Origin of the sequence: Amycolatopsis australiensis, from assembly GCF_900119165.1 — a bacterium.
Taxonomy (GTDB): Bacteria; Actinomycetota; Actinomycetes; order Mycobacteriales; family Pseudonocardiaceae; genus Amycolatopsis; species Amycolatopsis australiensis.
Genome location: NZ_FPJG01000006.1, coordinates 7969899 through 7994195, shown reverse-complemented (window position 1 = coordinate 7994195; position 24297 = coordinate 7969899). Strand labels below are relative to the sequence as shown.

Annotated in this window: 23 protein-coding genes and 1 tRNA gene; 15 read left to right on the top strand and 9 right to left on the bottom strand. The window is 71.3% G+C overall.

What is annotated here, in order from left to right; translation table 11 throughout:
• The first annotated feature begins 2 nt into the window (after positions 1-2).
• From BT341_RS38115 to BT341_RS38100, 4 genes are all read left to right on the top strand, one after another.
• Positions 3-908: an ABC transporter ATP-binding protein gene (locus BT341_RS38115; RefSeq protein WP_072480844.1), complete on the top strand. Its 906-nt coding sequence runs from the start codon at positions 3-5 to the stop codon at positions 906-908.
• Positions 905-2128, top strand: a complete 1224-nt coding sequence (locus BT341_RS38110; RefSeq protein ID WP_245805244.1) for an ABC transporter permease — start codon at positions 905-907, stop codon at positions 2126-2128. Before BT341_RS38115 ends, BT341_RS38110 begins: the two co-directional genes overlap by 4 nt.
• A 263-nt stretch (positions 2129-2391) precedes the next feature.
• Entirely contained in the window at positions 2392-3165 is a 774-nt protein-coding gene (locus BT341_RS38105) for a mechanosensitive ion channel family protein (protein ID WP_072480843.1), read from the top strand.
• A gap of 682 nt (positions 3166-3847) precedes the next feature.
• The gene (locus BT341_RS38100) at positions 3848-4483 is read left to right on the top strand and encodes a nicotinamide mononucleotide transporter family protein (protein WP_072480842.1); all 636 of its coding nucleotides are present in this window, start codon (positions 3848-3850) and stop codon (positions 4481-4483) included.
• Here BT341_RS38100 and BT341_RS38095 read toward each other — a convergent pair.
• Together BT341_RS38095 and BT341_RS38090 are read right to left on the bottom strand one after the other, a co-directional pair.
• Entirely contained in the window at positions 4464-6074 is a 1611-nt protein-coding gene (locus BT341_RS38095; RefSeq protein ID WP_072480841.1) for an L-lactate permease, read from the bottom strand. The genes BT341_RS38100 and BT341_RS38095 overlap by 20 nt on opposite strands.
• A 78-nt stretch (positions 6075-6152) precedes the next feature.
• Positions 6153-6758: a TetR/AcrR family transcriptional regulator gene (locus BT341_RS38090; RefSeq protein ID WP_072480840.1), complete on the bottom strand. Its 606-nt coding sequence runs from the start codon at positions 6756-6758 to the stop codon at positions 6153-6155.
• 82 nt (positions 6759-6840) lie between these two features.
• Between BT341_RS38090 and BT341_RS38085 the strand changes: the two genes are divergently transcribed.
• Positions 6841-7584: an SDR family oxidoreductase gene (locus BT341_RS38085; protein WP_072480839.1), complete on the top strand. Its 744-nt coding sequence runs from the start codon at positions 6841-6843 to the stop codon at positions 7582-7584.
• Here BT341_RS38085 and BT341_RS38080 read toward each other — a convergent pair.
• Together BT341_RS38080 and aceE are read right to left on the bottom strand one after the other, a co-directional pair.
• Positions 7581-8792, bottom strand: a complete 1212-nt coding sequence (locus BT341_RS38080; protein WP_072480838.1) for an alpha-hydroxy acid oxidase — start codon at positions 8790-8792, stop codon at positions 7581-7583. The genes BT341_RS38085 and BT341_RS38080 overlap by 4 nt on opposite strands.
• Before the next feature lie 73 nt (positions 8793-8865).
• Entirely contained in the window at positions 8866-11661 is a 2796-nt protein-coding gene (gene aceE / locus BT341_RS38075; RefSeq protein WP_072480837.1) for a pyruvate dehydrogenase (acetyl-transferring), homodimeric type, read from the bottom strand.
• Between the two features lie 416 nt (positions 11662-12077).
• Between aceE and BT341_RS38070 the strand changes: the two genes are divergently transcribed.
• The 4 genes from BT341_RS38070 (at position 12078) to BT341_RS38055 (ending at position 13784) form a co-directional block, all read left to right on the top strand.
• Positions 12078-12509, top strand: a complete 432-nt coding sequence (locus BT341_RS38070) for a DUF3052 domain-containing protein (RefSeq protein ID WP_072480836.1) — start codon at positions 12078-12080, stop codon at positions 12507-12509.
• 72 nt (positions 12510-12581) lie between these two features.
• On the top strand, positions 12582-13043 hold the full coding sequence (locus BT341_RS38065) for a peroxiredoxin (RefSeq protein ID WP_072480835.1): 462 nt from the start codon (positions 12582-12584) through the stop codon (positions 13041-13043).
• A 42-nt stretch (positions 13044-13085) separates the two neighbouring features.
• Positions 13086-13160: transfer RNA gene (locus BT341_RS38060), tRNA-Val, on the top strand.
• A 330-nt stretch (positions 13161-13490) separates the two neighbouring features.
• Entirely contained in the window at positions 13491-13784 is a 294-nt protein-coding gene (locus tag BT341_RS38055; protein ID WP_143168777.1) for a hypothetical protein, read from the top strand.
• A gap of 114 nt (positions 13785-13898) precedes the next feature.
• Here BT341_RS38055 and BT341_RS38050 read toward each other — a convergent pair whose 3' ends face one another.
• Positions 13899-15344 carry an MFS transporter gene (locus BT341_RS38050; protein ID WP_072480833.1) on the bottom strand — a complete coding sequence of 482 codons (1446 nt, stop codon included), beginning with the start codon at positions 15342-15344 and terminating at the stop codon, positions 13899-13901.
• Positions 15345-15493: 149 nt separating this feature from the next.
• On the opposite strand from BT341_RS38050, the gene BT341_RS38045 reads away from it, so the two are divergent.
• Positions 15494-16069: a short chain dehydrogenase gene (locus BT341_RS38045; RefSeq protein ID WP_072480832.1), complete on the top strand. Its 576-nt coding sequence runs from the start codon at positions 15494-15496 to the stop codon at positions 16067-16069.
• Here the strand turns inward: BT341_RS38045 and BT341_RS38040 are convergent, their stop codons facing one another.
• Positions 16070-16564 carry a carboxymuconolactone decarboxylase family protein gene (locus BT341_RS38040; RefSeq protein WP_072480831.1) on the bottom strand — a complete coding sequence of 165 codons (495 nt, stop codon included), beginning with the start codon at positions 16562-16564 and terminating at the stop codon, positions 16070-16072.
• A gap of 125 nt (positions 16565-16689) precedes the next feature.
• On the opposite strand from BT341_RS38040, the gene BT341_RS38035 reads away from it, so the two are divergent.
• Positions 16690-17154: a MarR family winged helix-turn-helix transcriptional regulator gene (locus BT341_RS38035; RefSeq protein ID WP_072480830.1), complete on the top strand. Its 465-nt coding sequence runs from the start codon at positions 16690-16692 to the stop codon at positions 17152-17154.
• Here the strand turns inward: BT341_RS38035 and BT341_RS38030 are convergent.
• Positions 17151-17567 carry a cupin domain-containing protein gene (locus tag BT341_RS38030; RefSeq protein WP_072480829.1) on the bottom strand — a complete coding sequence of 139 codons (417 nt, stop codon included), beginning with the start codon at positions 17565-17567 and terminating at the stop codon, positions 17151-17153. The genes BT341_RS38035 and BT341_RS38030 overlap by 4 nt on opposite strands.
• 223 nt (positions 17568-17790) lie before the next feature.
• Between BT341_RS38030 and BT341_RS38025 the strand changes: the two genes are divergently transcribed.
• The gene (locus BT341_RS38025; RefSeq protein WP_072480828.1) at positions 17791-18732 is read left to right on the top strand and encodes an SDR family NAD(P)-dependent oxidoreductase; all 942 of its coding nucleotides are present in this window, start codon (positions 17791-17793) and stop codon (positions 18730-18732) included.
• Here BT341_RS38025 and BT341_RS38020 read toward each other — a convergent pair.
• Positions 18729-19898 (bottom strand): aminotransferase class V-fold PLP-dependent enzyme, encoded by a 1170-nt coding sequence (locus tag BT341_RS38020; RefSeq protein WP_072480827.1) that lies wholly within the window; start codon positions 19896-19898, stop codon positions 18729-18731. The genes BT341_RS38025 and BT341_RS38020 overlap by 4 nt on opposite strands.
• A 45-nt stretch (positions 19899-19943) precedes the next feature.
• Between BT341_RS38020 and BT341_RS38015 the strand changes: the two genes are divergently transcribed.
• The 3 genes from BT341_RS38015 (at position 19944) to BT341_RS38005 (ending at position 22664) form a co-directional block, all read left to right on the top strand.
• A complete protein-coding gene (locus BT341_RS38015; RefSeq protein WP_072480826.1) occupies positions 19944-20576 on the top strand; it encodes a GntR family transcriptional regulator in 633 nt (210 codons plus the stop codon).
• On the top strand, positions 20573-21331 hold the full coding sequence (locus tag BT341_RS38010; protein ID WP_072480825.1) for a metallophosphoesterase: 759 nt from the start codon (positions 20573-20575) through the stop codon (positions 21329-21331). The genes BT341_RS38015 and BT341_RS38010 overlap by 4 nt, the downstream gene beginning before the upstream one ends.
• 79 nt (positions 21332-21410) lie before the next feature.
• Entirely contained in the window at positions 21411-22664 is a 1254-nt protein-coding gene (locus BT341_RS38005; RefSeq protein WP_072480824.1) for a pentapeptide repeat-containing protein, read from the top strand.
• Here BT341_RS38005 and BT341_RS38000 read toward each other — a convergent pair.
• Entirely contained in the window at positions 22654-24279 is a 1626-nt protein-coding gene (locus tag BT341_RS38000; RefSeq protein WP_072480823.1) for a CocE/NonD family hydrolase, read from the bottom strand. The two genes, BT341_RS38005 and BT341_RS38000, sit on opposite strands and share 11 nt — an antisense overlap.
• Positions 24280-24297: the final 18 nt, after the last annotated feature.

Sequence of the window (24297 nt, the reverse complement as noted above, 5' to 3'; positions counted from 1 at the left end):
GAATGACCGGTTTAGAGATCGACGCCGTCTCCAAACGGTTCGGCGACGTGGTAGCCCTGCACGAAATGACGTTCGACGTCCGGCCCGGCGAGCTGTTCGGCTTCGTCGGCAGCAACGGCGCCGGCAAGACCACGACCATGCGGATCGCGCTCGGTGTGCTCTCCGCCGACGCCGGCGAAGTCCGCTACGACGGCGTGCCGGTCACGCACGAGACGCGCCGCCACATCGGCTACATGCCCGAGGAACGCGGCCTGTACCCGAAAATGAAGGTGGCCGAGCAGCTGACGTACCTCGCGCGGCTGCACGGCATGCCGGCCGCCGACGCGCGGTCGTCGGCGGAGAAGTGGACCGAACGGCTCGGCGTCGCCGGCCGCCGTGACGACGAGGTGCAGAAGCTCAGCCTCGGCAACCAGCAGCGCGTCCAGCTGGCCGCGGCGCTGGTGCACGAGCCGCGGATCCTCGTGCTCGACGAGCCGTTCTCCGGGCTCGACCCGGTCGCGGTCGACGTGATGAGCGAGGTGCTGCGGGAGAAGGCCGCCGAGGGCGTGCCCGTGGTGTTCTCCAGCCACCAGCTCGACCTCGTCGAGCGGCTGTGCGACCGCGTCGGGATCGTCCGGAGTGGACGGATGGTGGCGAAGGGCACGGTCGGCGAGCTGCGGGCCGGTGGCGCCGTCCGGCTGCGCGTCGACGTGCCGGAGGCCGGGGCGGGCTGGGCCGACGGGCTGCCCGGGGTGAAGGTGCTCGGCCGGACGGGCCCGGTGACCGAGCTGGAGCTCGGCGAAGGCGCCGACGACCAGGCCGTGCTCAAGGCGGCGCTGGCCACGGGGCCGGTCCGCGAGTTCGCGCGCGAGCAGCCGTCGCTGACCGAGCTGTTCCGTTCCGTCGTCACCGAGGAGGTTCCCGCATGAGCACCCCGGTCCCGGACGTCCGGATGAGCCCCGCCGCCGCGGTCGGCCTGGTCGCCTCCCGCGAGATCAGCACGCGCGTCCGCTCGAAGGCCTTCCGCGTCAGCACGGTGATCATGCTGGTGCTGATCGTGGCCGGCATCGTGCTGCTCAAGCTGATCTCCGGCGGCAGCGGCGCGGACTCGACCGTCGCCTGCACGCCGGCGACGGCCCCGCTCGCCGCGCCGCTGAAGGCCGGCGGCCAGACCGTCGGCGAGAAGATCGACGTCGTCCAGGTCGCCGACGAAGCCGCGGGCCGCGCGAAGCTGGCCGACGGCTCGATCGACGCCCTGCTCACCGGCGACGGCAAGAGCGTGCACGTCCAGGTCAAGAAGGACCTCGACGGCAAGCTGGCCAACGTCCTGCAGCTGCTGTCCCAGCAGGTGGCGATCGACCGGCAGATCACCGCGCTGGGCGGCGACCCGGCGCGGTTCCGGGCGGCGGTCGCGTCGGCGAAGTTCGTCGAGGACCCGCCGCTGGAGCAGCCGTACGACTACAACGGCGCGCAGCTGGGCCTCGGCATCGCCGCCGGCATCCTGATCTACCTGTCGCTGATGATCAACGGCCAGAGCGTGGCGCAGGGGGTCGTCGAGGAGAAGACGTCGCGGGTGGTCGAGCTGCTGCTGTCGACGATCAAGCCGTGGCAGCTGATGGCGGGCAAGGTGCTCGGCATCGGCGTCGTCGGGCTGATCCAGATGGTCGTGATCGGTGTCGGCGGGCTGGTCGCGGTGACGGCGACCGGGGCGTTGCCGGATCTTTCGCTGTCGTCGGCGGTCGGCACCGTCGTCTGGCTGATCGTCTGGTACCTGCTCGGGTTTTTCATGTACTCGATCGTGTTCGCCGCGCTGGGCGCGCTGGTTTCGCGGCAGGAAGACGTCGGTGGCGCGACGATGCCGGCGCTGATGTTCGTGATCGCCGGATACGTGATCGGCATTTCCGTGCTGCCGTCGAATCCGGGCAGCACGTTCGTCGAGGTGCTTTCGGTGATTCCGGTGTTTTCGCCGACGCTGATGCCGATCCGGCTGGCGATGGGCGGGGTGCCCGTTTGGGAAGCCGTGTTGTCGGTGGTGCTCGTGGTGCTGATGATTCCGGGCCTGATCTGGCTGGCCGCGCGGATCTACCGGAATGCGGTGATGCGCACCGGCGCGAAGGTCAAACTCCGCGACGCCCTGCGCGCCGCCTGACGTTCTCCGGTTGTTCATCCGGCCTCGAAGCCCCGGCTTTCGGGGCCGGATTCTTGTGCGGGCCGACAATGCTCGAGGCCGCCCGGCGCTTGCGGTTTACGCTGCGCCGGACGGCCTCGTCTCCCCGGTCCCCACCGGTGATTCCAGTATGGCCGTGGCTGATCTTCGCGCGCCAGTCGTCTCACTCGATCGTGGTGCAGCCGAGTTGCCGCCGTGGGGTACCTGATCGACGATCCGGTGCAATACCTGTGGAGGGAGTCGGTATGGGCCAGCAACTGAAGGACGGGCTCGGGCAGGCGTGGACCATGGTGGCCACGTTCGTGCCGAAACTTGTCGGGTTCCTGATCATCCTGCTGATCGGCTGGTTGATCGCGAAGGCGGTGTCGAAAGCGCTGGGGCTCGTCCTGGCGAAAGTCGGGTTCGGGAAACTGGTGGAGAAGACCGGGCTGAGCGGAAAGATCGGTCAGCAGCGGATCGACGCGACCGGGATCCTGGTGAAACTCGTCTACTACTTCATCCTGCTGATCGCGCTGCAGCTGGCGTTCGGGGTGTTCGGGCCGACGAACCCGGTGAGCCAGCTGCTCAACGACATCATCGCGTTCCTGCCGCGCATCGTGGTGGCGCTGGTGCTGGTGGTGGTGGCCGCGGCCATCGCGAAGGTGGTGCGTGACGTCGTTTCGTCGGCGATGTCGGGCCGGCCGGCCGCGCGTCCGCTGGCGCTGGGCGCGTACTGGCTGATCATGGCGTTCGGCATCATCGCGGCGCTGGGCCAGGTGAACGTGGCGACGATGATCACGGGCCCGGTGCTGATCGCGGTACTGGCCACGATCGGCGGAGTGATCGTGGTGGGCTTCGGCGGCGGCCTGATCAAGCCGGCACAGGACCGCTGGCGCGGCTGGCTCGCGAACATGGAGCACCAGCTGGAGACGCCGAAGCAGCGCAGCGGCGAGATGGGCACGAGCGCCCCGCCCCGCACGACGGTGGGCGCGGACAACACGCCGACCCCGCCGGTCGGCACCCCGCGCCAGCAGCCCTGAGCGGGACGGATTCCGGGGCGGGCCCGGCGGTCGAGGAAGCCGCCGGACCCGCCCCGTGCCGTGTCTGCCCGAGGCCGGCTCCTGCGCGGCCCGGCTCGGCTCCGGCCCGGCTGTGCTCTGCCTGGCTCGCTCCGGCCCGGCGGGCGGGTAGGCGGCCCTGCCTCGCCCGGCCCGTGCCCGGTGGGCCCACCGGCCCACCGGGCCTCCGCCCCGCGCGGCTCCCGCCCGGGGCGCCCTGCCTCTGCTGGCCCGGACCCGCCTCTCCCGCGCACGCTCAGGCTTCGACGGCCCGCCCCGAGCGCCCGCTCGGCTCTGCCCCGCCTCGCCCAGCTCTTGCCCGCCCTGCCTCGGCCCTTGCCCGACGCCGCCCTGACCGGCTCCTGCCTGGCCCGCTGGGCCTCTGCCCCCGCGCGGCTCCGGCCGGGCCCCCTTGTCTTGCCCAGCCGGGGCGCGTGCCCGGCTGGGCTGGCTCGGCCGGGCAACCCCGCCCTGGCGCGGCCCGGTCCGCCCGGCCCGAGCGTGTCCCCAGCCCGAGCGCCCCAAGGCGGCCTTCGGTGCGTCTCACGCACCCCATCGCCCGGCGGAGACGTCCCAACCCGCGGGATGTTCCGCCGCTCACACTCTCTAGGGAATTCACTCCCGGCCGAGCATGTTTGATGCGGTAGGACGAAAGGGGCGTGACGTGGATTTCCTGCTGCACCACGGAATCACGGTGCTCGGCCAGTGGATTTCGATCGCGGAGCTCGCCGGGCAGGTGTTCGCGCTCGCCGTCGTCTTCCTCGCGCAGCGTCGCACCCTGTGGACCTGGCCCGTTCAGGTCGGGGCCACCGTTCTGCTCTTCGCCGTCTACGTCTCCGCGCACCTCGGTGGCCTCGCCGCCCGGCAGGTCGCCATTCTCGCCATCTCCGTCTACGGCTGGTGGGCCTGGACGCGCCGGCAGGATCCCGTCTTCGGTGTCGTCGTGCGGCAGGGACGGCTTGCCGAACGGCTCGCCATGCTCGGTGCCTTCCTCGTCGGCACCACCGTCATGGCCCTGGTCCTCGACGCCCTCAACGCGTCCTGGGCGCCGTGGCCCGACGCCGCCATCTTCGTCGGCACGCTCGTCGCCTTCGGGGCGCAGGGGCTCGGGCTCGTCGAGTTCTGGCTCGTCTGGCTGGTCGTCGACGCCATCGGCGTGCCGCTGCAGATCTCGTCCGGGCTCTACTTCTCCGCGGCGATCTACGTCGTCTTCGCCGGGCTCGTCGTGCACGGCTGGTGGAGCTGGAACCGCTCCGCCAAGCGCGTCGCCGCCCGGCAGGTCATGGCAGCATCCAGCTGAGCGCCGCCGTGCTCTGGCCGAGCACGATCAGGCACATCGCCAGCAGCAGCCCCGCGCTCCACGGCAGCACCTTCCGCAGCAGCTTGCCCTCTTCGCCCGGGAGGTTCGCCGCGACGCAGGCGATCGTGAGGTTCTGCGGCGAGACCATCTTGCCGAGCACGCCGCCGGAGCTGTTGGCCGCGGCCAGCAGGTCCGCCGGCAGACCCGTCTTGGCCGCCGCCGTCACCTGCAGCGCGCCGAACAGCGCGTTCGCCGACGTGTCCGAGCCCGAGACGGCGACGCCGAACCAGCCCAGCACCGGTGAGAGGAACGCCAGGCCGGCGCCCGCGGCCGCGATGAACGTGCCGATGGTGGAAGTCTGGCCGGACAGGTTCATCACGTAGGCCAGCGCGAGCACCCCGGTGACGGTGAGGATCGCGAACCGCAGCTCCTTGACCGTCGCCAGCCACTCGCTCGCGGCGCCGCCCGCGCGGACGGCGAGGAACACCGCCGTCAGGATCCCGGCCAGCAGCACCAGCGTGCCGCCGGTGTTGAGGAACGGCAGCGAGAACGTGTTGCCGGACACCGGTTTCCCGTTCGGGCCGGCGACGTGCAGCCCCGGCCAGCGGAACTTCCAGGTCGCCTTGTCCAGCAGCTTCTTCACCGGCGGCAGCACGGCGACGGAGAAGATCACGATGATCAGCGCGTACGGCAGGTACGCCTTCACGACGTCGTCGCGCGAGTCGTCCGCCGGTGTTGCGGCGGTGGCCGTGCCGCCGGTGCCGATCCGGACCGAATCCGGCACCGGGCGGCGGGTCCGGGGGAGCGCGACGAGCGCGGCCGCGCCGGCGAGCGCGGCGCCGATGTCGGCCAGCTGCGGCGACACGTAGTTGGACGCCAGGAACTGCACGAGCCCGAACGCGACCCCGCAGACCAGCGCGGGCAGCCAGGTGTCGCGCAGGCCGCGCTTCCCGTCGACGATGATCACCAGCAGCAGCGGCACGACCAAGGCGAGCAGCGGTGTCTGCCGGCCGACGATCGACGACACCTCCTGCAGCGGCAGGCCGGTGACCTGCGCCAGGGTGACGACCGGGGTGCCCATCGCGCCGAACGCGACCGGCGCGGTGTTCGCGACCAGCGCGACGACCGCGGCCTTGACCGGGTGGAAGCCGACGGCCACCAGCATCACGGCGCTGATCGCGACCGGCGCGCCGAACCCGGCCAGCGCCTCCATCAGCGCACCGAAGCAGAACGCGATGATCAGCGCCTGGATCCGCGGGTCGTCGGAGATCCGGCCGAACGAGCGGCGCAGCACGTCGAAGTGCCCGGTCCGCACGGTGAGCCGGTAGATCCACAGCGCGTTGACGACGATCCACATGATCGGCCACAGCCCGAACGCCGCGCCCTGCAGCGCCGCGGAAACGGCCTGGACGACGGGCATCCCGTACGCGGCGATCCCCACGACGAGCGCGACGAGCAGCCCGAGCAGGGCGGCGTGGTGCGCCCGCATCCGGACGACGCCGAGGAGCACGAGCACGGTCGCCAGCGGCAGCACGGCGACCAGTGCCGACAGGCCCAGCGAACCGAGGGGAGTCAGGTTCTGCACGAACACGGGCGACCTCCGTTTCCACGATGCGAAAACGGCCTTTCGGCGGGTGCCCGTGATCCTCCTCACAAACTGGTCGGTCCGTCAAGAAGTTGCGGCCGGCGGCTTCGGCAGCACCGCCAGCGCGGTCTCGGCGATCGCCCGGACGTCGTCCGGTTCGACGCCGCCTTTGCCGAGGGCTTCGAGGCCGCGCAGGACGGCCAGCACGAGGCCGGCCAGGCGGGCCGGGTCCTGGCCGTCGGCGAGGTCGCCCGCGCGCTGGGCGCCCGCGATGCAGGCGGTGAGGTATTCCTGCAGGTCGTGGAACAGCCGCCGGCTTCGGGCGGCGACCGCCTCGTCGTGCTGCGCGCATTCGGCCGTGCTCTTCGCGATCAGGCACCCCCGGCGCGCCTGGTCGGCGGCGACCGATTCGGCGATCGCCAGCACGTGGTCGCGGAGCCGTCGATAGGCAGTGGCGTCGGGACCCTCGAGCTGCCGGCGCGTGCCCTCGGCCGCTTCGCCGCAGTAGTGGTCGTAGACCCGGAGGAACAGCGCGTGCTTGTCGCCGAAGGCGCCGTAGAGGCTGCCCTTGCCGAGGCCGGTCGCGGCGGCGATGTCGTCCACTTTCGTGCCCGCGTAGCCGGTCTCCCAGAACTGGTCCCTGGCCGTGCGCAGGACGGCCGCCTCGTCGAAGCTCCGGGGTCTCGCCATGGCGCCAGGCTACCCATTCTTGACTATTTAGTCCAGAACGGCGTACGTTCTGGACTAAATAGTCAACAATTGGAGGAGCAGCGTGAAGCTGGCAGCCAAGACCGCCGTCGTGACCGGCGGCAGCACCGGCATCGGGCTCGCCATCGCGAAGCGGTTCGCGGCCGAAGGCGCGCACGTGTTCGTCACCGGGCGCCGCAAGGAAGCGCTCGACGACGCGGTCGCCGAGATCGGCGGCGAGGTGACGGCCGTCCAGGCGGATTCGGCGAACCTGGCCGACCTGGACGTGCTCTACCGCGCGGTGGGGGAGCGGGGCCGCGGCCTGGACGTCGTGGTCGCCAACTCCGGCGGCGGAGTCTTCGCCCCGCTCGGCGAGATCACCGAAGAGCAGTTCGACGCCACCTTCGGCACGAACGTCAAGGGCGTGCTCTTCGCCGTCCAGAAGGCCCTGCCGCTGCTGAACGAGAACGCGTCGATCATCCTCACCGGCTCGACGACGTCGACGCGGGTCAGCCCGGCCTTCAGCGTCTACGCGGCCACCAAGGCGGCGGTGCGCAACTTCGCCCGCAGCTGGGCGCTCGACCTGCAGGGCACCGGGACGCGGGTCAACGTGCTGAGCCCGGGACCGACGCTGACCCCCGGCCTGCTCGGCCTCGTGCCCGACGACGGGCAGCAGGCCCTCGTCGACGGCCTCCGCGCGCAGGTCCCGCTGGGCCGGCTCGGCGACCCGGCCGAGATCGCGGCGGCCGCGCTGTTCCTGGCCTCCGACGAGGCGAGCTTCGTCAACGGCGTCGAGTTCTTCGTCGACGGCGGCCAGGCGCAGGTCTAGCGCAGGGTCGCGTGGGAAGGCTTGAGGTCGGCGAGCGTGCGGACGCCGAGCAGCTGCATCGTCCGGACCATCTCGGTGCGGAGGATGTCGACGCAGCGCTGGACACCGCGCTCGCCGCCGGCCATCAGGCCGTACAGGAACGCGCGGCCGATCAGCACCGCGTTCGCGCCGCGGGCGATCGCCGCCACGATGTCGCCGCCCGAGAGGATGCCCGTGTCGATCCAGACCTCCGCGTCGCCCTGGATCTCGTCGAGCACCGCCGGCAGCAGCTCCAGCGGCGTGGGCGCGCGGTCGAGCTGGCGGCCGCCGTGGTTGGACAGCAGCACCGCGTCGGCGCCGTGCTTGACGACGTCTCGCGCGTCGTCGACGTTCTGGACGCCCTTCACCACGAGCTTCCCCGGCCAGGTCCGGCGGACCCAGTCCAGGTCGTCGAAGTTCAGCGTCGGGTCGAACAGCTTGTTCAGCAGCTCGGCGACCGTGCCGTCGAAGTGGGTGAGCGAGGCGAACGTCAGCGGCTCGGTGGTGAGCAGGTTGAACCACCACGCCGGGTGCAGCGCGCCGTCGAGGAACGTCTTGACGGTGAGTGCCGGCGGGATGGTCAGGCCGTTGCGGACGTCGCGCAGGCGCGCGCCGCCGACCGGGGTGTCCACCGTCAGCATCAGCGTGTCGTAGCCCGCCGCCCACGCGCGATTCATCAGATCTTCGCCCGCGCCGTGGTCGCGCCAGACGTAGAGCTGGAACCACTTGCGGGCCTGCGGCGCCGCCGCGGCGAGGTCCTCGATCGACGTCGTCGCCATCGTCGACAGGCCCATCGGGATGCCGTTGCGCTGCGCCACGCGGCCGACCGCGGCTTCGCCCTCGTGGTTCATCATCCGGGTGAACCCGGTGGGGGCGAAGGCGAACGGCAGTGCGGACGTCTTGCCGAGGATCTCGCGGGTGGTGTCCACATCGGACACCCCGCGCAACACGTTCGGGTGGAACTCGATGCGGCGGTAGGCCTGTCGCGCCCGGCGCAGGCTGTCCTCCAGCTCGGCCGCGCCGTCGGTGTAGTCGAACGCCGCCCGCGGGGTCCGCTTGCGCGCGATCATTCGCAGGTCCGCGATGGTGTGGGCGTTGGAAAGCCGCCGGTCGGTCGGGTTCAGCACGATCGGCTTGGGTCGCAGGATCTGCTTCAGCTCCTCCGGCTTCGGCAGTCGGCGCTTCGTCACCCTGATCAACTCCCTACGCGAGCGGGACCCGGCAGACATCCGATGTCTGCCGGGTCCCGAACCTAGCACCAGGTCACGCGTTGCCGGAATCCGACGTCTGCGGCCCGGCGGCCGAGATGTCGTCGAGCCGGTACTTCGTGGCCGCTTCGAGGACCTTCGCCTGGTCGACCTCGCCGCGCTTGGCCAGGATCGACAGCGCGCCGACGGTGATCGACTCGGCGTCGACCAGGAACTTCCGCCGCGCCGCCGGCCGGGTGTCGGAGAAGCCGAAGCCGTCCGTGCCCAGCGTCAGCATGTCGGTCGGCACGTACGGGCGGATCAGGTCCGGCACCGCGCGCATCCAGTCCGACACGGCCACGACCGGCCCGTTCGTGCCCGAAAGCGCCTCCGTGACGTACGGCACGCGCGGCTCGCTGCCCGGGTAGAGCAGGTTGTCGTGGTCGATCTCGACGGCCTCGCGCCGCAGCTCGGTCCACGACGTCGCCGACCACACCGCGGCCCGCACGCCCCACTCCTCGGCCAGCTTCTTCTGCGCCTTCAGCGCGTCCGGCATCGTGACGCCCGAGACCAGGATCTGTACCTCGGGACCGTCGCCCTCGGGGGCGTCGGCGTACTTGTACAGACCCTTGAGCAGGCCCTCGACGTCGAGGTTCTCCGGCTCGGCCGGCTGCTGGTACGGCTCGTTGTAGATCGTCATGTAGTAGAAGACGTTCTCGCCGTTGCCGTCCGGGCCCGTCTCGCCGTACATGCGGCGCAGGCCGTCCTTGACGATGTGCGCGATCTCGAACGACCACGCCGGGTCGTAGGCCACCGCCGCCGGGTTGGTCGCCGCCAGCAGCAGCGAGTGCCCGTCCGCGTGCTGCAGACCCTCACCCGTCAGGGTGGTCCGGCCGGCGGTGGCGCCGAGGACGAACCCGCGGGCCATCTGGTCGGCCGCGGCGTACAGGCCGTCACCGGTGCGCTGGAACCCGAACATCGAGTAGAAGATGTAGATCGGGATCATCGGCTCGCCGTGCGTCGCGTACGACGTGCCGACGGCGGTGAACGACGCGGTCGAGCCCGCCTCGTTGATGCCCTCGTGCAGCAGCTGGCCCTTCTCGGACTCCTTGTAGGCCAGCATCAGGCTCGCGTCGACCGAGGTGTACGTCTGGCCGTGCGGGTTGTAGATCTTGGCCGTCGGGAACATCGAGTCGAGGCCGAAGGTGCGGGCCTCGTCCGGGATGATCGGGACGACGCGCTTGCCGATCTCGGAGTCCTTCGCCAGCTCGCGGACCAGCCGGACGAACGCCATCGTCGTGGCGACCTCCTGCTTGCCGGAGCCCTTCCGGATGCCCTCGTAGACCTTGTCGCCGGGCAGGACCAGGGCCTTGGCGGCCTTGGGACGCCGTTCCGGCAGGAAGCCGCCGAGCGCCTTGCGGCGGCCGATCATGTACTCGATCTCCGGCGAGTTCGCGCCCGGGTGGTAGTACGGCGGCAGCTTCGGGTCGCGCTCGAGCTCCTCGTCGCTGATCGGGATCCGCTGCGAGTCGCGGAACAGCTTCAGGTCGTCGAGCGTGAGCTTCTTCATCTGGTGCGTGGCGTTGCGGCCCTCGAACGCCGGGCCGAGGCCGTAGCCCTTGATGGTGTGGGCCAGGATCACCGTCGGCTGGCCGTGGTGCTCCAGCGCCGCCTTGTACGCCGCGTACACCTTGCGGTAGTCGTGGCCGCCGCGCTTGAGGTTCCAGATGTCGGCGTCGGAGAGGTCCTTGACCAGGTCCTTCGTCCGCGGGTCGCGGCCGAAGAAGTGCTCCCGGACGAACGCACCGTCATTGGCCTTGTACGTCTGGTAGTCGCCGTCCGGCGTCACGTTCATCAGGTTGACCAGCGCGCCGTCGCGGTCTGCGTGCAGCAGCGAGTCCCACTCGCGGCCCCAGATCACCTTGATGACGTTCCAGCCGGCGCCGCGGAAGTACGACTCCAGCTCCTGGATGATCTTGCCGTTGCCGCGCACCGGGCCGTCGAGCCGCTGCAGGTTGCAGTTGATCACGAAGGTCAGGTTGTCGAGGCCTTCGCCCGCCGCGACGTGGATCAGGCCGCGGGACTCGGCCTCGTCCATCTCGCCGTCGCCGAGGAACGCCCAGACGTGCTGGTCGCTCGTGTCCTTGATGCCGCGGTCGCGCAGGTAGCGGTTGAACCGGGCCTGGTAGATGGCGTTCATCGGGCCGAGGCCCATCGACACCGTCGGGTACTCCCAGAACTCCGGCATCAGCCGCGGGTGCGGGTAGGACGGCAGGCCGCCGCCCTCGCCGGCGTGGCTGTACTCCTGGCGGAAGCCGTCGAGCTGCGACTCGCTGAGCCTGCCCTCGAGGAACGCGCGGGCGTAGATGCCGGGGGAGGCGTGGCCCTGGATGTAGATCTGGTCGCCGCCGCCGGAGTGGTCCTTGCCGCGGAAGAAGTGGTTGAAGCCGACTTCGTACAGCGCGGCGGACGAGGCGTAGGTCGAGATGTGGCCGCCGACGCCGACGCCGGGACGCTGCGCCCGGTGCACCATGATCGCCGCGTTCCACCGGATGTAGGCCCGGTAGCGGCGCTCGATCTCCTCGTCGCCGGGGAACCAGGGCTCGTTCTCGGTGGGGATCGTGTTGACGTAGTCGGTCGAGGTCAGGGCCGGGACGCCGACGTTGCGCTCACGGGCGCGCTCCAGGATGCGCAGCATCAGGTAGCGCGCCCGCTGCTGACCACCCCTGGCCAGCGCCTCGTCGAAGGAGTCCAGCCACTCGGCGGTCTCCTCCGGGTCGATGTCGGGCAGGTGCGCCGCCAGTCCGTCACGGATGACGCGTACGCGTGCCGGGGTCTCCTTGCCGGAGGCGCCGTCGTTCTGCGGGGCCAAGGGGTCTCCTTGCGAAAAGTTGTAGCCGGTGGTGCTCGTACGCGGGGGTGTACGACTCTCCATCGTCGTCTTCCGTCCCGGCTTCCGCACCGCTACTTGGCGGTAACATCGGCCGGCCCGGTCGAGCCACTCCCAGCGCGCGGTGTATCGCGCGCGCGGTTTCTTCTCCCCCACCCTATGCGACGGCCCCTCGGGGGTGGCAGACCGGTCCGCCGAGGTACCCGAAACGCCGTCGCGGGGGGCCGCTCGCGGGCCGTATCCTGCGACACGAGTTGTCAAAGATCCGGTGTGGACGGTTGCGCGCGGAGCCCTACCAGTGTTCGCTATCGGCAACCGGGTCGCCGAGTGTGGCGCCGCCGTACCCTCGCAAGGGGTGCCCGACGCCACACTCCGTCGTAGTTGGAGGAGTGAAAGCAGTGGTCGCCGCGGGAGACGCTGATCAGAGCAGCGTCGCCGAGAGGCTCGGCATCAAGCCCGAGATGGTGGTCCAGGAGATCGGCTGGGACGAGGACGTCGACGACGACGTCCGCGCGGCGATCGAGGAGCAGATCGGCGGGGACATCCTCGACGAGGACGCCGACGAGGTCATCGACGTGGTGCTGCTCTGGTGGCGCGAGGACGACGGCGACCTGGGCGACGCGCTCATCGACGCCAGGGGGCCCCTGGACGAGCACGGCGTCATCTGGGTGCTCACCCCCAAGACGGGGCAGCCGGGGCACGTCGAGCCGAGTGAGATCGCCGAAGCGGTGCCGGCGGTCGGCCTCGCCCAGACGGCCAACATCAGCGTCGGCCCGAACTGGATCGGTACCCGGCTGGTGTCCCCGAAGTCCAAGTCGAAGCAGCGCTGAACAGGTCCCGCCGGGCGGACACGATAGGGTTGTCGTCGCAGGCACGTGTCCGTTCGGGAGAGGAAACGCGGTATGGCCGTCGAGGTCGGTTCTGAGGCCCCTGACTTCACGCTCAACGACTACAACAAGCAGCCGGTGCAGCTGTCGTCCTTCCGGGGCGACAAGCCGGTGCTGCTGGTCTTCTACCCGTTCGCGTTCAGCGGCATCTGCACCGGCGAGCTGTGCCAGCTCCGCGACGAGTTCGCGGACTACGACAACAAGGGTGTCCAGGTGCTGGGCGTCTCGGTCGACACGCCGTTCTCGCTGAAGGCGTGGGCCGAGAAGGAGGGCTACCAGTTCCCGCTGCTGTCGGACTTCTGGCCGCACGGCGAGGTCGCTCGCGCTTACGGCGTGTTCAACGAGGACGCCGGCTTGGCGGTCCGCGGGACGTTCTTGATCGACAAGTCCGGCGTGGTCCGGTTCGCCGAGGTCAACGCGCCGGGCGAGGCGCGTGACCAGCAGGGCTGGAAGAAGGCCGTCGCCGAACTGGCGTGAGGTCTCGCGGTGGCGGCTTCGTGCGCGGAGCCGCCGCCTGAAGGGCGCATAGCTCAGCGGAAGAGCACTCGGTTTACACCCGAGCGGTCGCAGGTTCGAACCCTGCTGCGCCCACCATCGCCACGCTCGTGTCCCACCCATCCGGTGAATTTCTCGCCGGATGGGTTCCGGCGCTGCGAAGACGTTGCCCGGCTTGGCTTCGCGCCCAAGGGAAAGTAAATTCGCCGCGAAAGTTCCATTACTGTCGCTTTGATGTTTTCTGCCGCCCGCATAACGCCGCACAACGACGACGGAAACCGTTGCCCGCCGACAGAAAACCGGCCGGCTTCGTAAAAGCCACGTCTTTCCGATCGGTGTAACAGGCTCGCTGTTCCGGCCGACTCGGAGTGGGAAAGTCGGCCCGCTCGGCCGAATAATTTCCCAGTCGAAACAGCAGAGGTGGTGCACGTGATTCAGCGATACATCAAATTCTCCCCGATTGTGCTGGTCGTCGCGGTGGTGGGGATCATCATCGGGCTCGTGATGCACGCCAAGAATTCCAGTCAGGCGCAGGCGTGCGGCACGACTTTCCACACACTGGAGAAAGCTCTCTCCTCGACGTACCGGGCCACCTGCAGCACCGCCACGTCGCTGTCGGGCATCGGCATGGCGATCGTGTGGATTTCCGCCGCGGTGGCGGCCGTGGTGGTGGTCGCCGCCATCGTCCACTTCATGCAACGTGACGACCAGCCGTCCACCTGACCGAGATGGCGGCCGGCTCCGGGGCGTGCGTACCGTTCAACGCACACCCGGAGCCGACCATTCCGTGCCGCCGAAGTGGTTCGGCGCCAAATCCGATTCGGAGCGCCGGTCGGCTCATTTCGCCATTGCCGGTTCCGGCGCGGGAGCCGACGCCGGACGCATGGCCCGCACCAGCACCGCGAGCCCCGCGAAAAGCACCGCGGCGATCAAACCCGTCACATGCACCGCCATCGTGAAAGCGTCCTTCGCCTGCTCCGCCACCTCCGCGCGCGTGACGTCCGCGGCCAATGTCGTGCCCGCCGGGAACACTCCGTGGTACACCGCCGTTGCCGTCAGGCCGATCAGGGCCATGCCCAGCGAGCCGCCCAGGTAGTTGCCCGTGTCCGCCATCGAGGCCGCCGAGCCCGCCCGCTCCGGGGGGACCGCGCCCACCACCAGGCCGATTCCCAGCGCGAACAGCGGGCCCGTGCCCAGCGCCAGCACCGCGATGCCCACCATGACCGCCGCCAGGCCGCCCGTGCCGGCCAGCAGGAGGCCGCCCGCCGCCGAGACCGCCAACCCGCCCGCGATCGCCGTGGCCGGGGTGGTCCGGCGGGTCAGCGCCGGTGCCGTCATCGTGCCCGCCGCGACGCCCAGGCCCATCGGTGCGAACAGCACCGCCGACGCCAGCGGCGAGTAGCCCAGGACGCTCTGCAGGTACTGCGTCACCAGCAGGCCGACCCCGGCCATCGCGACCCCGGCGAACACCAGCGCGACCAGCACCGCGGTGAACGGCCGGTTCCGGAACAGCCGCAGGTCCAGCAGCGGCTCCGGCCGGGTCAGCTGGCGGCGGGCGAAGGCCGTGCCCAGCACCGTGCCGGCGGCGATCGCGGCCAGCGGCACCAGCAGCTCACCGGTGCTGAGCTGCTTCAGCCCGAAGACGATCAGCAGCACGGCGGCCAGCGAAAGCCCGACGCCGGCGAAGTCCAGCCGTCCCGACGACGGCGCGCGGAACTCCGGCAGCAGGAACGGGCCGGCCGCCAGCAGCACGCCCATGGCCGGCACCGCGACCAGGAAGACCGAGCCCCAGGCGAAGTGCTGCAGCAGCAACCCGGCGAGGACCGGACCCGCCGCGCCGCCCGCGAACTGGCACGTCGCCCAGATCGCGATCGCCTTCCCGCGCTGCCGCCCGTCGCGGAACATGTTCGTGATCAAGGCGAGTGTCGACGGCATCAGCGTCGCCCCGGCGATCCCGAGCGCGCCGCGCGCCACGATGAGCATCTCCGGGCTGGTGGAGAACGCGGCCACGGCCGAAACGGCCGCGAAGGTGCCGCCCCCGGCCAGCAGCAGGCGCCGCCGCCCGATCCGGTCGCCGAGGGTGCCCATGGTGATGACGAACCCGGCGACGACGAATCCGTAGCTGTCGGTGATCCACAGCTGCTCGGTGGCGCTCGCCCCGAGGTCGGCGCTGAGCTGGGGCAGCGCGAGGAACAGCGACGTCATGTCCATGGCGACGAGCAGGGTGGGCAGCACGAGCACCGTCAGCCCCAGCCACTCCCGCCGTCCGGCCGGCTTGTCCATTTCGACTCCTTCTCCGTGGGTGAACACCCAGGGGTCGGAGCAGGCGCCGCCGGCCGGACACGGCCGGAATGAGACCTGAGTCACATGAATCGGCCGGCCGGAGCGGCTGCCGCCGGAACCCGGTTGCCGCGGCCGTTAGCGTCGAACGCGTGAGGATCATCGTGCTGGGGGCCACCGGGCTCGTCGGGCGAGCCGTCGCCGCCGCTCTCGAACCGCGCCACGACCTCGTCCGCGTCTCCCGGACCTCGCCGGTCCGCGCGGACCTGGCCGACCCCGCCTCGCTCGACGCGCTGTTCGAGACCGCGGCCGACGCCGTCGTGTGCTGTGCCGCGAACGTGCCGCTGCGGCCACTGGCCGAGCTGACCGACGCGCAGGTCCTCGACGACCTGCGCGCCAAGCTGCTCGGCCAGGTCGCCCTGGTGCGGCGCGCGGCGGCGCGGCTGAACGACGGCGGCTCGATCACGCTCACCGGCGGGACGTTCACCGAGCCCGTTCCCGGCAGCGGTCTCGGCGCGCTCGTCAACGCCGGTCTCGAGGGGTTCGTCCGCTCGGCCGCCGCCGAGCTGCCGCGCGGTCTGCGGATCAACGCCGTCAGCCCGGGCTGGATCAGCGAAACCCTCGCGGCGATGGGACGGACCGGCGGGACTCCGGTGGCCGTCGTGGCGGAGGCCTACCGCGCGCTCGTCGAAGGCGACGCGACCGGCACCACCGTCGTCCCGCGCTGATCAGGCCGCGTGCCAGGTGTGCTCGGCGAACGCCTCGTCGAGCGGCGCCTGCGTGAGCCGGTTCGCGTACGTCGACAGCGTGTACGTCCCGATTCCCAGCACCACCTCCAGTGCGTTCCGGGCGGTGTAGCCGGCGCCGGTGAACGCCGCCAGCTGCTCGGCGGGCACGTCGCCGGCCGTGTCCATCACCGTGAGCACGAACTGCCGCAGCGCCTCCAGCCGCGGCTCCGGCAGGACCGACCGTGCCCGCAGCGCCGCCACGAGCTCCGGCGAAGCGCCCAGGCCCGCCAAGGTCGCTGTGTGCATCGCCACGCAGAGGTGGCAGCCGGTGCGGGTGGCGACCGTCATGACCAGCACTTCGCGGTCCAGCGCCGCCAGTGTGGTGGACTCGTAGATCGCGTTGAGCTTCAGGAATCCGTTCAGCAGTTCGGGTGAACTCGCCAGGCGGGCGACGGCGGCCGGGACGCGGCCGAACTTCTTCGCGGTGGCCGCCATCGCCGGGCGGGCGGCGGCGGGTGCAGACTCCGGGGTGTGATCGGGGAACAAGACGTCTCCAGACGTAGGATCGACAATGTGGTTGTCGAAACCGTAAACCTGGTTGTCGAATTTGGCAAGGGGTCATGACGGACACGCCGGGCTACGAGCTGCCCTTCCTGCTCTTCGGCGGGTTCCGCACGCTCATCGACCGCCTCCACGCCGAGCTCGCGCGCCGCGGGCACCCGGACGTCCGGCCGTCGTACGGGTTCGCGATGCAGGCCATCGGCGTCCAGGGCGCGACGGCGTCGGAGATCGGCCGCCGGCTGGGCGTGTCCAAGCAGGCGGCGGGCAAGACGGTCGAGCGGCTCGAGGCACTGGGCTACGTCGAACGCGCCGACGACCCGGCCGACGCGCGCCGCAAGATCGTGCGCCTGACCGGCCACGGCGTCGACGCGCTCCGGAAGTCGGCCGACATCTTCGACGAGCTGCGCGCGGACTGGGCCCGCACGGTCGGTCGCGAGCGGATGGCCGCCCTCGAGAACGACCTGCGCGCGGTCGTCGGGCCCGCGGCGTACCGCCTGGACGCCGCGGGCTGGTTCGGGAGCTAGAAACCGCAGCCGGGGTCCGGCGCGTCCTCCGACAGCGGGCTGCCCGCCGGGAGCACGTACAGCACCTCCAGCACCAGCGGCGTCGTGCCGAGGTTGCGGCCGATGTGCACCTGGTCGGGCTTCTCGGTGAACGCGCGGCCCGTGCCGAAGACGCCGTCGAGGCTGCAGTCGGCGAGGTTGTGCGTCAGCGTGCCGGCCTTCACGTACGCGTAGAGCGTGCCGTCGTGGAAGTGCCAGCCGGTGTAGCCGCCGGGCTGGATGGTGATCTCCCGCAGCGTGTAGTCGGTGTGCCCGGCGGTCTTCCGGGCCAGGATCGTGCCGGTGACGCCGCTGCCCGGTGTCGCGGACGCGGTCGAGGGCAGCATGACGGCCGCGGCGACGGCGGCCATGACGACGGTGAGCGGCTTGCGCATCGGCCCAAGCTACCGCGCCCGGCGAGGTCCGTGGGGGCAGCGATCCGGGCAGCGTGCGCGCGGAGATTTCCGCCGACATCCGGGAGAAGGCCGCCGAGCTCCGCCTGTTCGGCTGGGCGCTGCCCGGCGCGTGGCGCGCGCATCCGGAAGCTGGTGATCGCGCGGCGGCTGCCCAAGGGCCGAACTTGCGCCGGAGTTCACTCCAGGACCTAACGTCGGCGGCATGACCACGCCACAGCACAGGATCGGCTCGGGCTTCGGCGCCACCACCACGGCGGCCGAGGTCGTCGCCGGGATCGACCTGAGCGGCAAGCTCGCGATCGTCACGGGCGGCTACTCCGGCATCGGCCTCGAGACAACTCGGGCGCTGACGGCGGCGGGCGCGCACGTCGTCGTCCCGGCCCGGCGCCGCGCGACGGCCGAAGAAGCCTTGCGGGGCTTCGGAAACGTCGAGGTCGACGAGCTGGACCTCGCCGACCTCGGCAGCGTCCGCGCCTTCGCCGAGCGGTTCGCCGGTCGCGGGATCGACATCTTCGTCGCCGGCGCCGGGATCATGGCGCCGCCGGAGACCCGCGTCGGACCGGGCTGGGAAGCGCAGTTCGCGACCAACCACCTCGGCCACTTCGCCCTGGTGAACCGGCTCTGGCCCGCGTTCGTACCCGGGGCCCGCGTGGTGTCGGTGTCCTCGCGCGGCCACCACTACGGCCCGGTCCGCTTCGACGACCTCGAATTCCGGCGGGGCTACGACAAGTGGCTCGCGTACGGCCAGGCGAAGACGGCGAACGTCCTCTTCGCGGTCCAGCTCGACAAGCTGGCGCGCGAGTCCGGCGTCCGCGCGTTCGCCCTGCACCCGGGCCGGATCCTGACCGACCTCGTGCGCCACCTCGACCGCCGGGAGCTGATCGACGCCGGCATGGTCGACGAGTCCGGTCAGGTCACCGGCGGCGCGAAGACGCCGGAGCAGGGCGCCGCGACACAGGTGTGGGCCGCGACGTCCCCGCAGCTCGACGGCCTCGGTGGCGTCTACCTCGAAGACTGCGACATCGCCGGACCCGCGCCCGCCGACGGCGCCCGCACCGGCGTCAAGGACTACGCGATCGACCCGGTGCTCGCCGAACGGCTGTGGACCGTGTCGGCGGAGCTGACCGGCGTGAACGCGTTCTAGAGCTTTTCCACCTGCCGCACGAGAAGATCGATCTCGTCTTCGGTGTTGTAGTAGTGCACCGACGCCCGGACCATGTCCGGCAGGTCGCGGGCCGTGAAGTCGAACTGCGCCGACGTCCGCGACGACACCGACGTGTTGACGTTCGCCTCGGCCAGCCGGGCTTTGACCTCCGCGGCGGGGAAGCCGTCGAGGCTGAAGGTGACGATTCCGCATTTGCGCGCCCCGACGTCGTGCACGCGCGCGCCGACGTCGGCGAGCCGCTGGCGCAGCGACGCGGCCAGGGAAGCGACGCGCTCTTCGATGGCCGGCAGGCCCCAGCCGAGCGCGTAGTCGATCGCCGCGCCGAGGCCGAACACCGCCGCGAAGTCGCGTTCCCACACCTCGAAGCGCTTGGCCGTCGGGTCGACGACGTACTCGCCCGGCGACACCCAGCTCGCCGAATGCAGGTCGAGCATCGCCGGCTCCAGCCGCTCGCGCAGGCGCGGGTGCACGTACAGGAAGCCGGTGCCGCGCGGGCCGCGCAGGTACTTGCGGCCGGTCGTCGACAGCGCGTCGCACTTCAGGCGGGAGACGTCGAGGTCGAGCTGGCCCGCCGACTGGCAAGCGTCGAGCAGGAACGGGATGCCGGCCGCCTCGGCGACCGCGCCGATCTCCTCGGCCGGGTTGACCAGCCCGCCCTGGGTGGGCACGTGGCTGACGGCGATCAGCTTGACGTCGCTGTCGACGCGCCGCTTCAGCTCTTCGACGTCCAGCTGCCCGGATTCGTCGTCGCCGATCACCTCGACGGCCGCGCCGGTGCGCCGGGCCACCTGCAGGAACGCGATGGCGTTGCTCGCGTACTCCGCACGGCTGGTCAGGATCCGGTCACCGGGCCCGAACGGCAGCGCGTAGAACACCGCCTGCCACGAGCGGGTCGCGTTGTCGGTGAGCGCGATGTCGTCCGGGTCGGCGCCGACCAGCCTCGCCGCCGACGCGTACACCGCGGCCAGGCGGTCCGACGCCTCGGCGGCCGCTTCGTAGCCGCCGGCCAGGGCTTCGTGGCGAAGGTACTCGACGACGGTGTCGGTCACGACGGCCGGCGGCAGCGCGGAACCGGCGTTGTTGAAGTGGACCACTTCGGAGCAGCCGGGGGTGTCCCGGCGAGCGCGATCGACGTCGAAGGTCATGTGAACTGAATACAGTAGCTCTCTTCTGTATGCAATACTGCCGCCATGGCCCGGGCCCCGCTGCGCAGCGACCTCATCGAGGAGATCACCACCCGCGTGCTCGACGGGCGGCTCGCCGCCGGCGCCCGCGTCAACGAGGTGCACCTGGCGCGCGAGCTGGGCGTGAGCCGGACGCCGCTGCGGGAAGCCCTGATCGGGCTCGCCGACCGCGGGCTGCTCGTTTCGGCGCCGGGCCGGGGTTTTCTCGTGCCGCCCTTCGACCCGGAGGAGGCCCGCCGCCTCTACCCGCTGGTCGCCGAGCTGGAAGCGCTGGCGCTGCGCTGGACGTCGCCGCTGGAGCTGGCCGGGCTGCCGGACGCGCTCGACGCCGTCGCCGACGAGATGGCCGCCGCGCTCGAGTCCGGCGGCGATCTGTCCGAAGTGGACGACCGGTGGCACGCGCTGCTGCTGTCCCGCTGCCCCAACCCGCACCTGCTGCGGCTGATCGAGCAGACCAAGCCGCTGCTCAAGCGCTACGAATCGTGCTACTTCGGCGGCACCGCCCGCGCCGGGGAGAGCATCGGCGAGCACCGCCGGATCGCCGCCGCCCTGCGCGCGGGCGACCTGCCCGCCGCGTCCACGGTGCTGGTCCGCAACTGGGTGAAGGCGTTGGCGTACCTGGGGAAGGACGGAAGATGATCATCGCGCACCTGAGCGACCTGCACCTGGACGACGACCCGCGGGCCGAGCACCGCGTCGCCGCCGTGATGGCCTACCTCGGCGGGCTCGCTCGCCCGATCGACGCGCTGGTGGTGACGGGCGACATCGCCGACCACGGCGCGGCTGCGGAGTACGCGCGCGCCGCCGAGCTGCTCGAGCACCCGGCGCCGGTGCTGGTGTGCCCGGGCAACCACGACGTGCGCGCGGCCTTCCGCGCGGGCCTGCTGGGCCTGCCGCCGTCGGACGCGCCGATCAACTTCGCGCGGGAGGTCGGCGGCGTCCTGTTCGCGATGTGCGATTCGACGATCCCGGGCCGCGGCGCGGGTCTTCTCGCCGACGAGACGCTGGACTGGCTCGACGGCGTCCTCGGCGGCGGCGACGGCCCGGCGCTGGTCGCGTTCCACCATCCACCGGTCGAGGTGGGTGTCCCGCTGGTCGACGCGATCCGGCAGTCGGGGGAGGACCGGCTGGCGGCCGTGCTGGGCCGGCACCCGCGCGTGAAGGCGTTGCTGGCGGGCCACGTCCACACGGGCGCGTCGACGACGTTCGCCGGAGTGCCGCTGCGCATCGCCCCGGGCGTGGTGTCGGGCTCGCTGCTGCCGGTGGAGCCGGGCGCGGACCGCGGCTGGGCCGACGGCGGCCCGTTGGAGTACGACCGCCCGCCGGCGTTGCTGCTGCACGTACTGCACGAAGACGGCCGGGTGACCAGCCACCACCGCGTGGTCAGCGGTTGACTCGCCGCTTCATTCGGAGCGTTGTGGTGATGCCTGCCGAAGCGGTATGACGCTTCTCATGCCGCTACGCCGACGCTCCATGGACGACCGGCCACGCCTTCGTCTCTCACTGGGCCTCAACATCGTGCTCCTGCTTGCCGTGGCGGTGGTCGCCGCGGCCGGGCTCGGAGCGCTGCTTTGGCTGCTGCTGGGCCGTCCGCCGATCCGGCAGGCAGGCGGCTGGACGGCCGCCGACAGCTTCGACTTCGCCAAGATCGTGCTGGCCGTGGTGGGCGGGGTGGGTGCCGTCGTGGCGCTGGTCGTCGCCTACCGCAAGCAGCAACTGGGCGAGGCCGCCGAACGACGCGAGGACATCAAGCTTTTCGCCGAACGGTTCACCAAGGCGTCGGACCAGCTCGGCTCGGACAAGGCGGCGGTCCGTCTCGCCGGTGTGTACGCGCTGGAAGACCTCGCGCAAGGCACGCCGGCACAGCGGCAGACCATCGTCAACGTGTTGTGCGCCTACCTGCGGATGCCCTACCTGCACCCGGTGGCTGACCGCCCGGCCGCCGAGCAGGCGCCGGGGCCGGACCGGGAGGAGAACGAACGTCGTCAGCAGGAACTGCAGGTGCGGCTCACCGCGCAACGCATCCTCCGTGCACACCTGCGGCCCGCCGACCCGGCCGGCTTCTGGCGAGACCTCGACCTCGACCTCACCGACGCGAAGCTGGCCGACTTCGACTTCGGTCAATGCCAGGTGCGGACCGCGCGTTTCCGGGGGGCCGAATTCACCGGACGGGCCGACTTCGCGGCGGCCCGGTTCGGCGGCGACGCTCTTTTCGGGGAGGCCACCTTCCTAGGCCCGGTCGAGTTCGGCGAGGCGGTGTTCGGAGGAAGCGCGGCGTTCGGCGGGGCCGGGTTCCGCGACCTCGTCCGGTTCTCGGAGACGCGGTTCGGCGGTGATGCCAGATTCGACGACGCCTCATTCGCGTGGCTGGCCGGGTTCGACGGCGCCGCCTTCGGCGGCGTCGCGGGGTTCGACGGCGCCAGGTTCGACGAGGTCTGGTTCACCAGGGCCCAATTCGGCGGACCGGTCAGGTTTTCCGGGACCACGATCGACGGACCGGCCGATTTCACCGGCGCACGGATCCGGATCGATCCGCCCCGCGAACGGGTTTCCGTCCGGCTCGGCGGCGTGGAGATCGACGGGGACGCCCGTCTCACCGAGCACGGGCACGTGTTCCCCGGCGATCTGGTGCTCGCCGAGCAATCCCCGCCACTGACGGGCCGTGACGGCACCTGGGCCTTCCTCCAGACTTCGGCAGGCCACGCGGACCCGGAGGCTAGCGGTTGAACACCGGCAACGTGATCTTCGACGGCCGCGTCGCGTCGTGGAAGATCTCGAAGCGGTTCGGCTTTCCCGCCACCGCGGACGTGACCGGCTCGTCCGTTCCGTGGTTGCGCGCGAAGCGCGGGAACGCCCCGCCCGCCACCTGGACCCGCAGCCGGTGGCCGCGGCGGAAGCGGTACGCCGTCGGGTCGAGCGTCACCTGCGCCGTCACCACGCCTTCGCCGTCCGCCGGCGGGAAACCCGGGCGCAGCCGCAGGATCCCGTCCGTCACGTTGCGGGACACGCCGCTCGTGTCGACGTCGCAGAGCCGGACGTAGACGTCGGCGTGCGGCAGTTCCGTGCGTACGTGCACGGTCGCCGTCACGTCGCCGATGACGTCCAGGTCCGACGGCAGCGGCTCGCCGGTGAACACCAGCACGTCCGGCCGCGCCTCGACCGCCTGGTTGTCGCGCTGCTTCCACTCGCCGGTCAGCAGCGGCCCGCCGACCGCCGGGGTCGGGTCCGCGGGGTCGTAGGTGAACCGCGTCGGCCGCGCCTCGCCGATGACCGCCTCGCCGAGCCCGCCGATCGGGCGCAGGTGCGACGCGGTCGCCGTCGACGGCGGTGGCCACGACTCGAAGTCCAGCCACGAGTTCGCGCCCTGCAGGAACAACCGCACCGGCGCGCGCTGCAGGAAGGTGCGGTCGCCGAGCAGGTGCGCCCGCAGGAAGCCCAGCTGGTCGCGCATCATCGGGCCCAGGCTCGCCGGCTCGCCGTGCGCCCACGGCCCGATGGTGATCCGCGGTGCCTTGCCGGCGTCGGCGAGGGTCCGGAAGTCGCGCAGCTGCCCGCGGACGAACAGGTCGTACCAGCCGGTCACCATCGACACCGGCACGTCGAGCTTCGCGGCTTCCGCGCTGTGGTCGGACATCGCCCAGTAGTCGTCGTCCGGCGCGAAGTGCGCGGTGACGTCCTGGAGGAACCGCACCGGCTTCCCGATCGCGGCGACGTCGGCGCCGCTGAGCGGCAGGACGGACATCGCCCGCCGCGTCCTGCGCTTCCGCAGCGGGTTCGGCAGCGCGGCGAACCGCTCCTCCTGCCTGCCGATCAGCGCCGACCACGACACCATGTTGTCCGCCGCGAGCACGCCGCCCGGGTAGAACGTCGAGACGAACTCCGACGCGGTCACGCCGAGGCACATCGCGGCCAGCGGCGGGTCGAGGTACGGCCCGATCGCCCACTGCGTGTGCCCGAGGTAGCTGGCGCCGGCCATGGCGAGGTTCCCGTCGCACCACGGCTGGGCGCGCAGCCATGCGGCGGTCGCCATGCCGTCCTCGCGTTCGAGGTGGAACGGCCGGAACTCGCCGCCGGAGCCGAACGAGCCGCGGGTGCTCTGGATGACCGTCTGCAGCCCGTGCCGGGCGAACGTGTCGCCGAACAGCTTCGACAACACGCCTTTGCGCCCGTACGGCGTGCGGATCAGCACCACCGGCGCCGACGTCGTCCCGGCGGGGGCGTACCGGTCGGCGAGCAGCGTGACGCCGTCGGGCATCGGCACGGCGAGGTCGCGCGTCACGACCGGCTTCGGGCCTTCGGCGCGGGGGAGTCCGAGCAGCTTGTCGACAAGTCGGTCCAGCACGGGCGCCCGCCTTCCGAA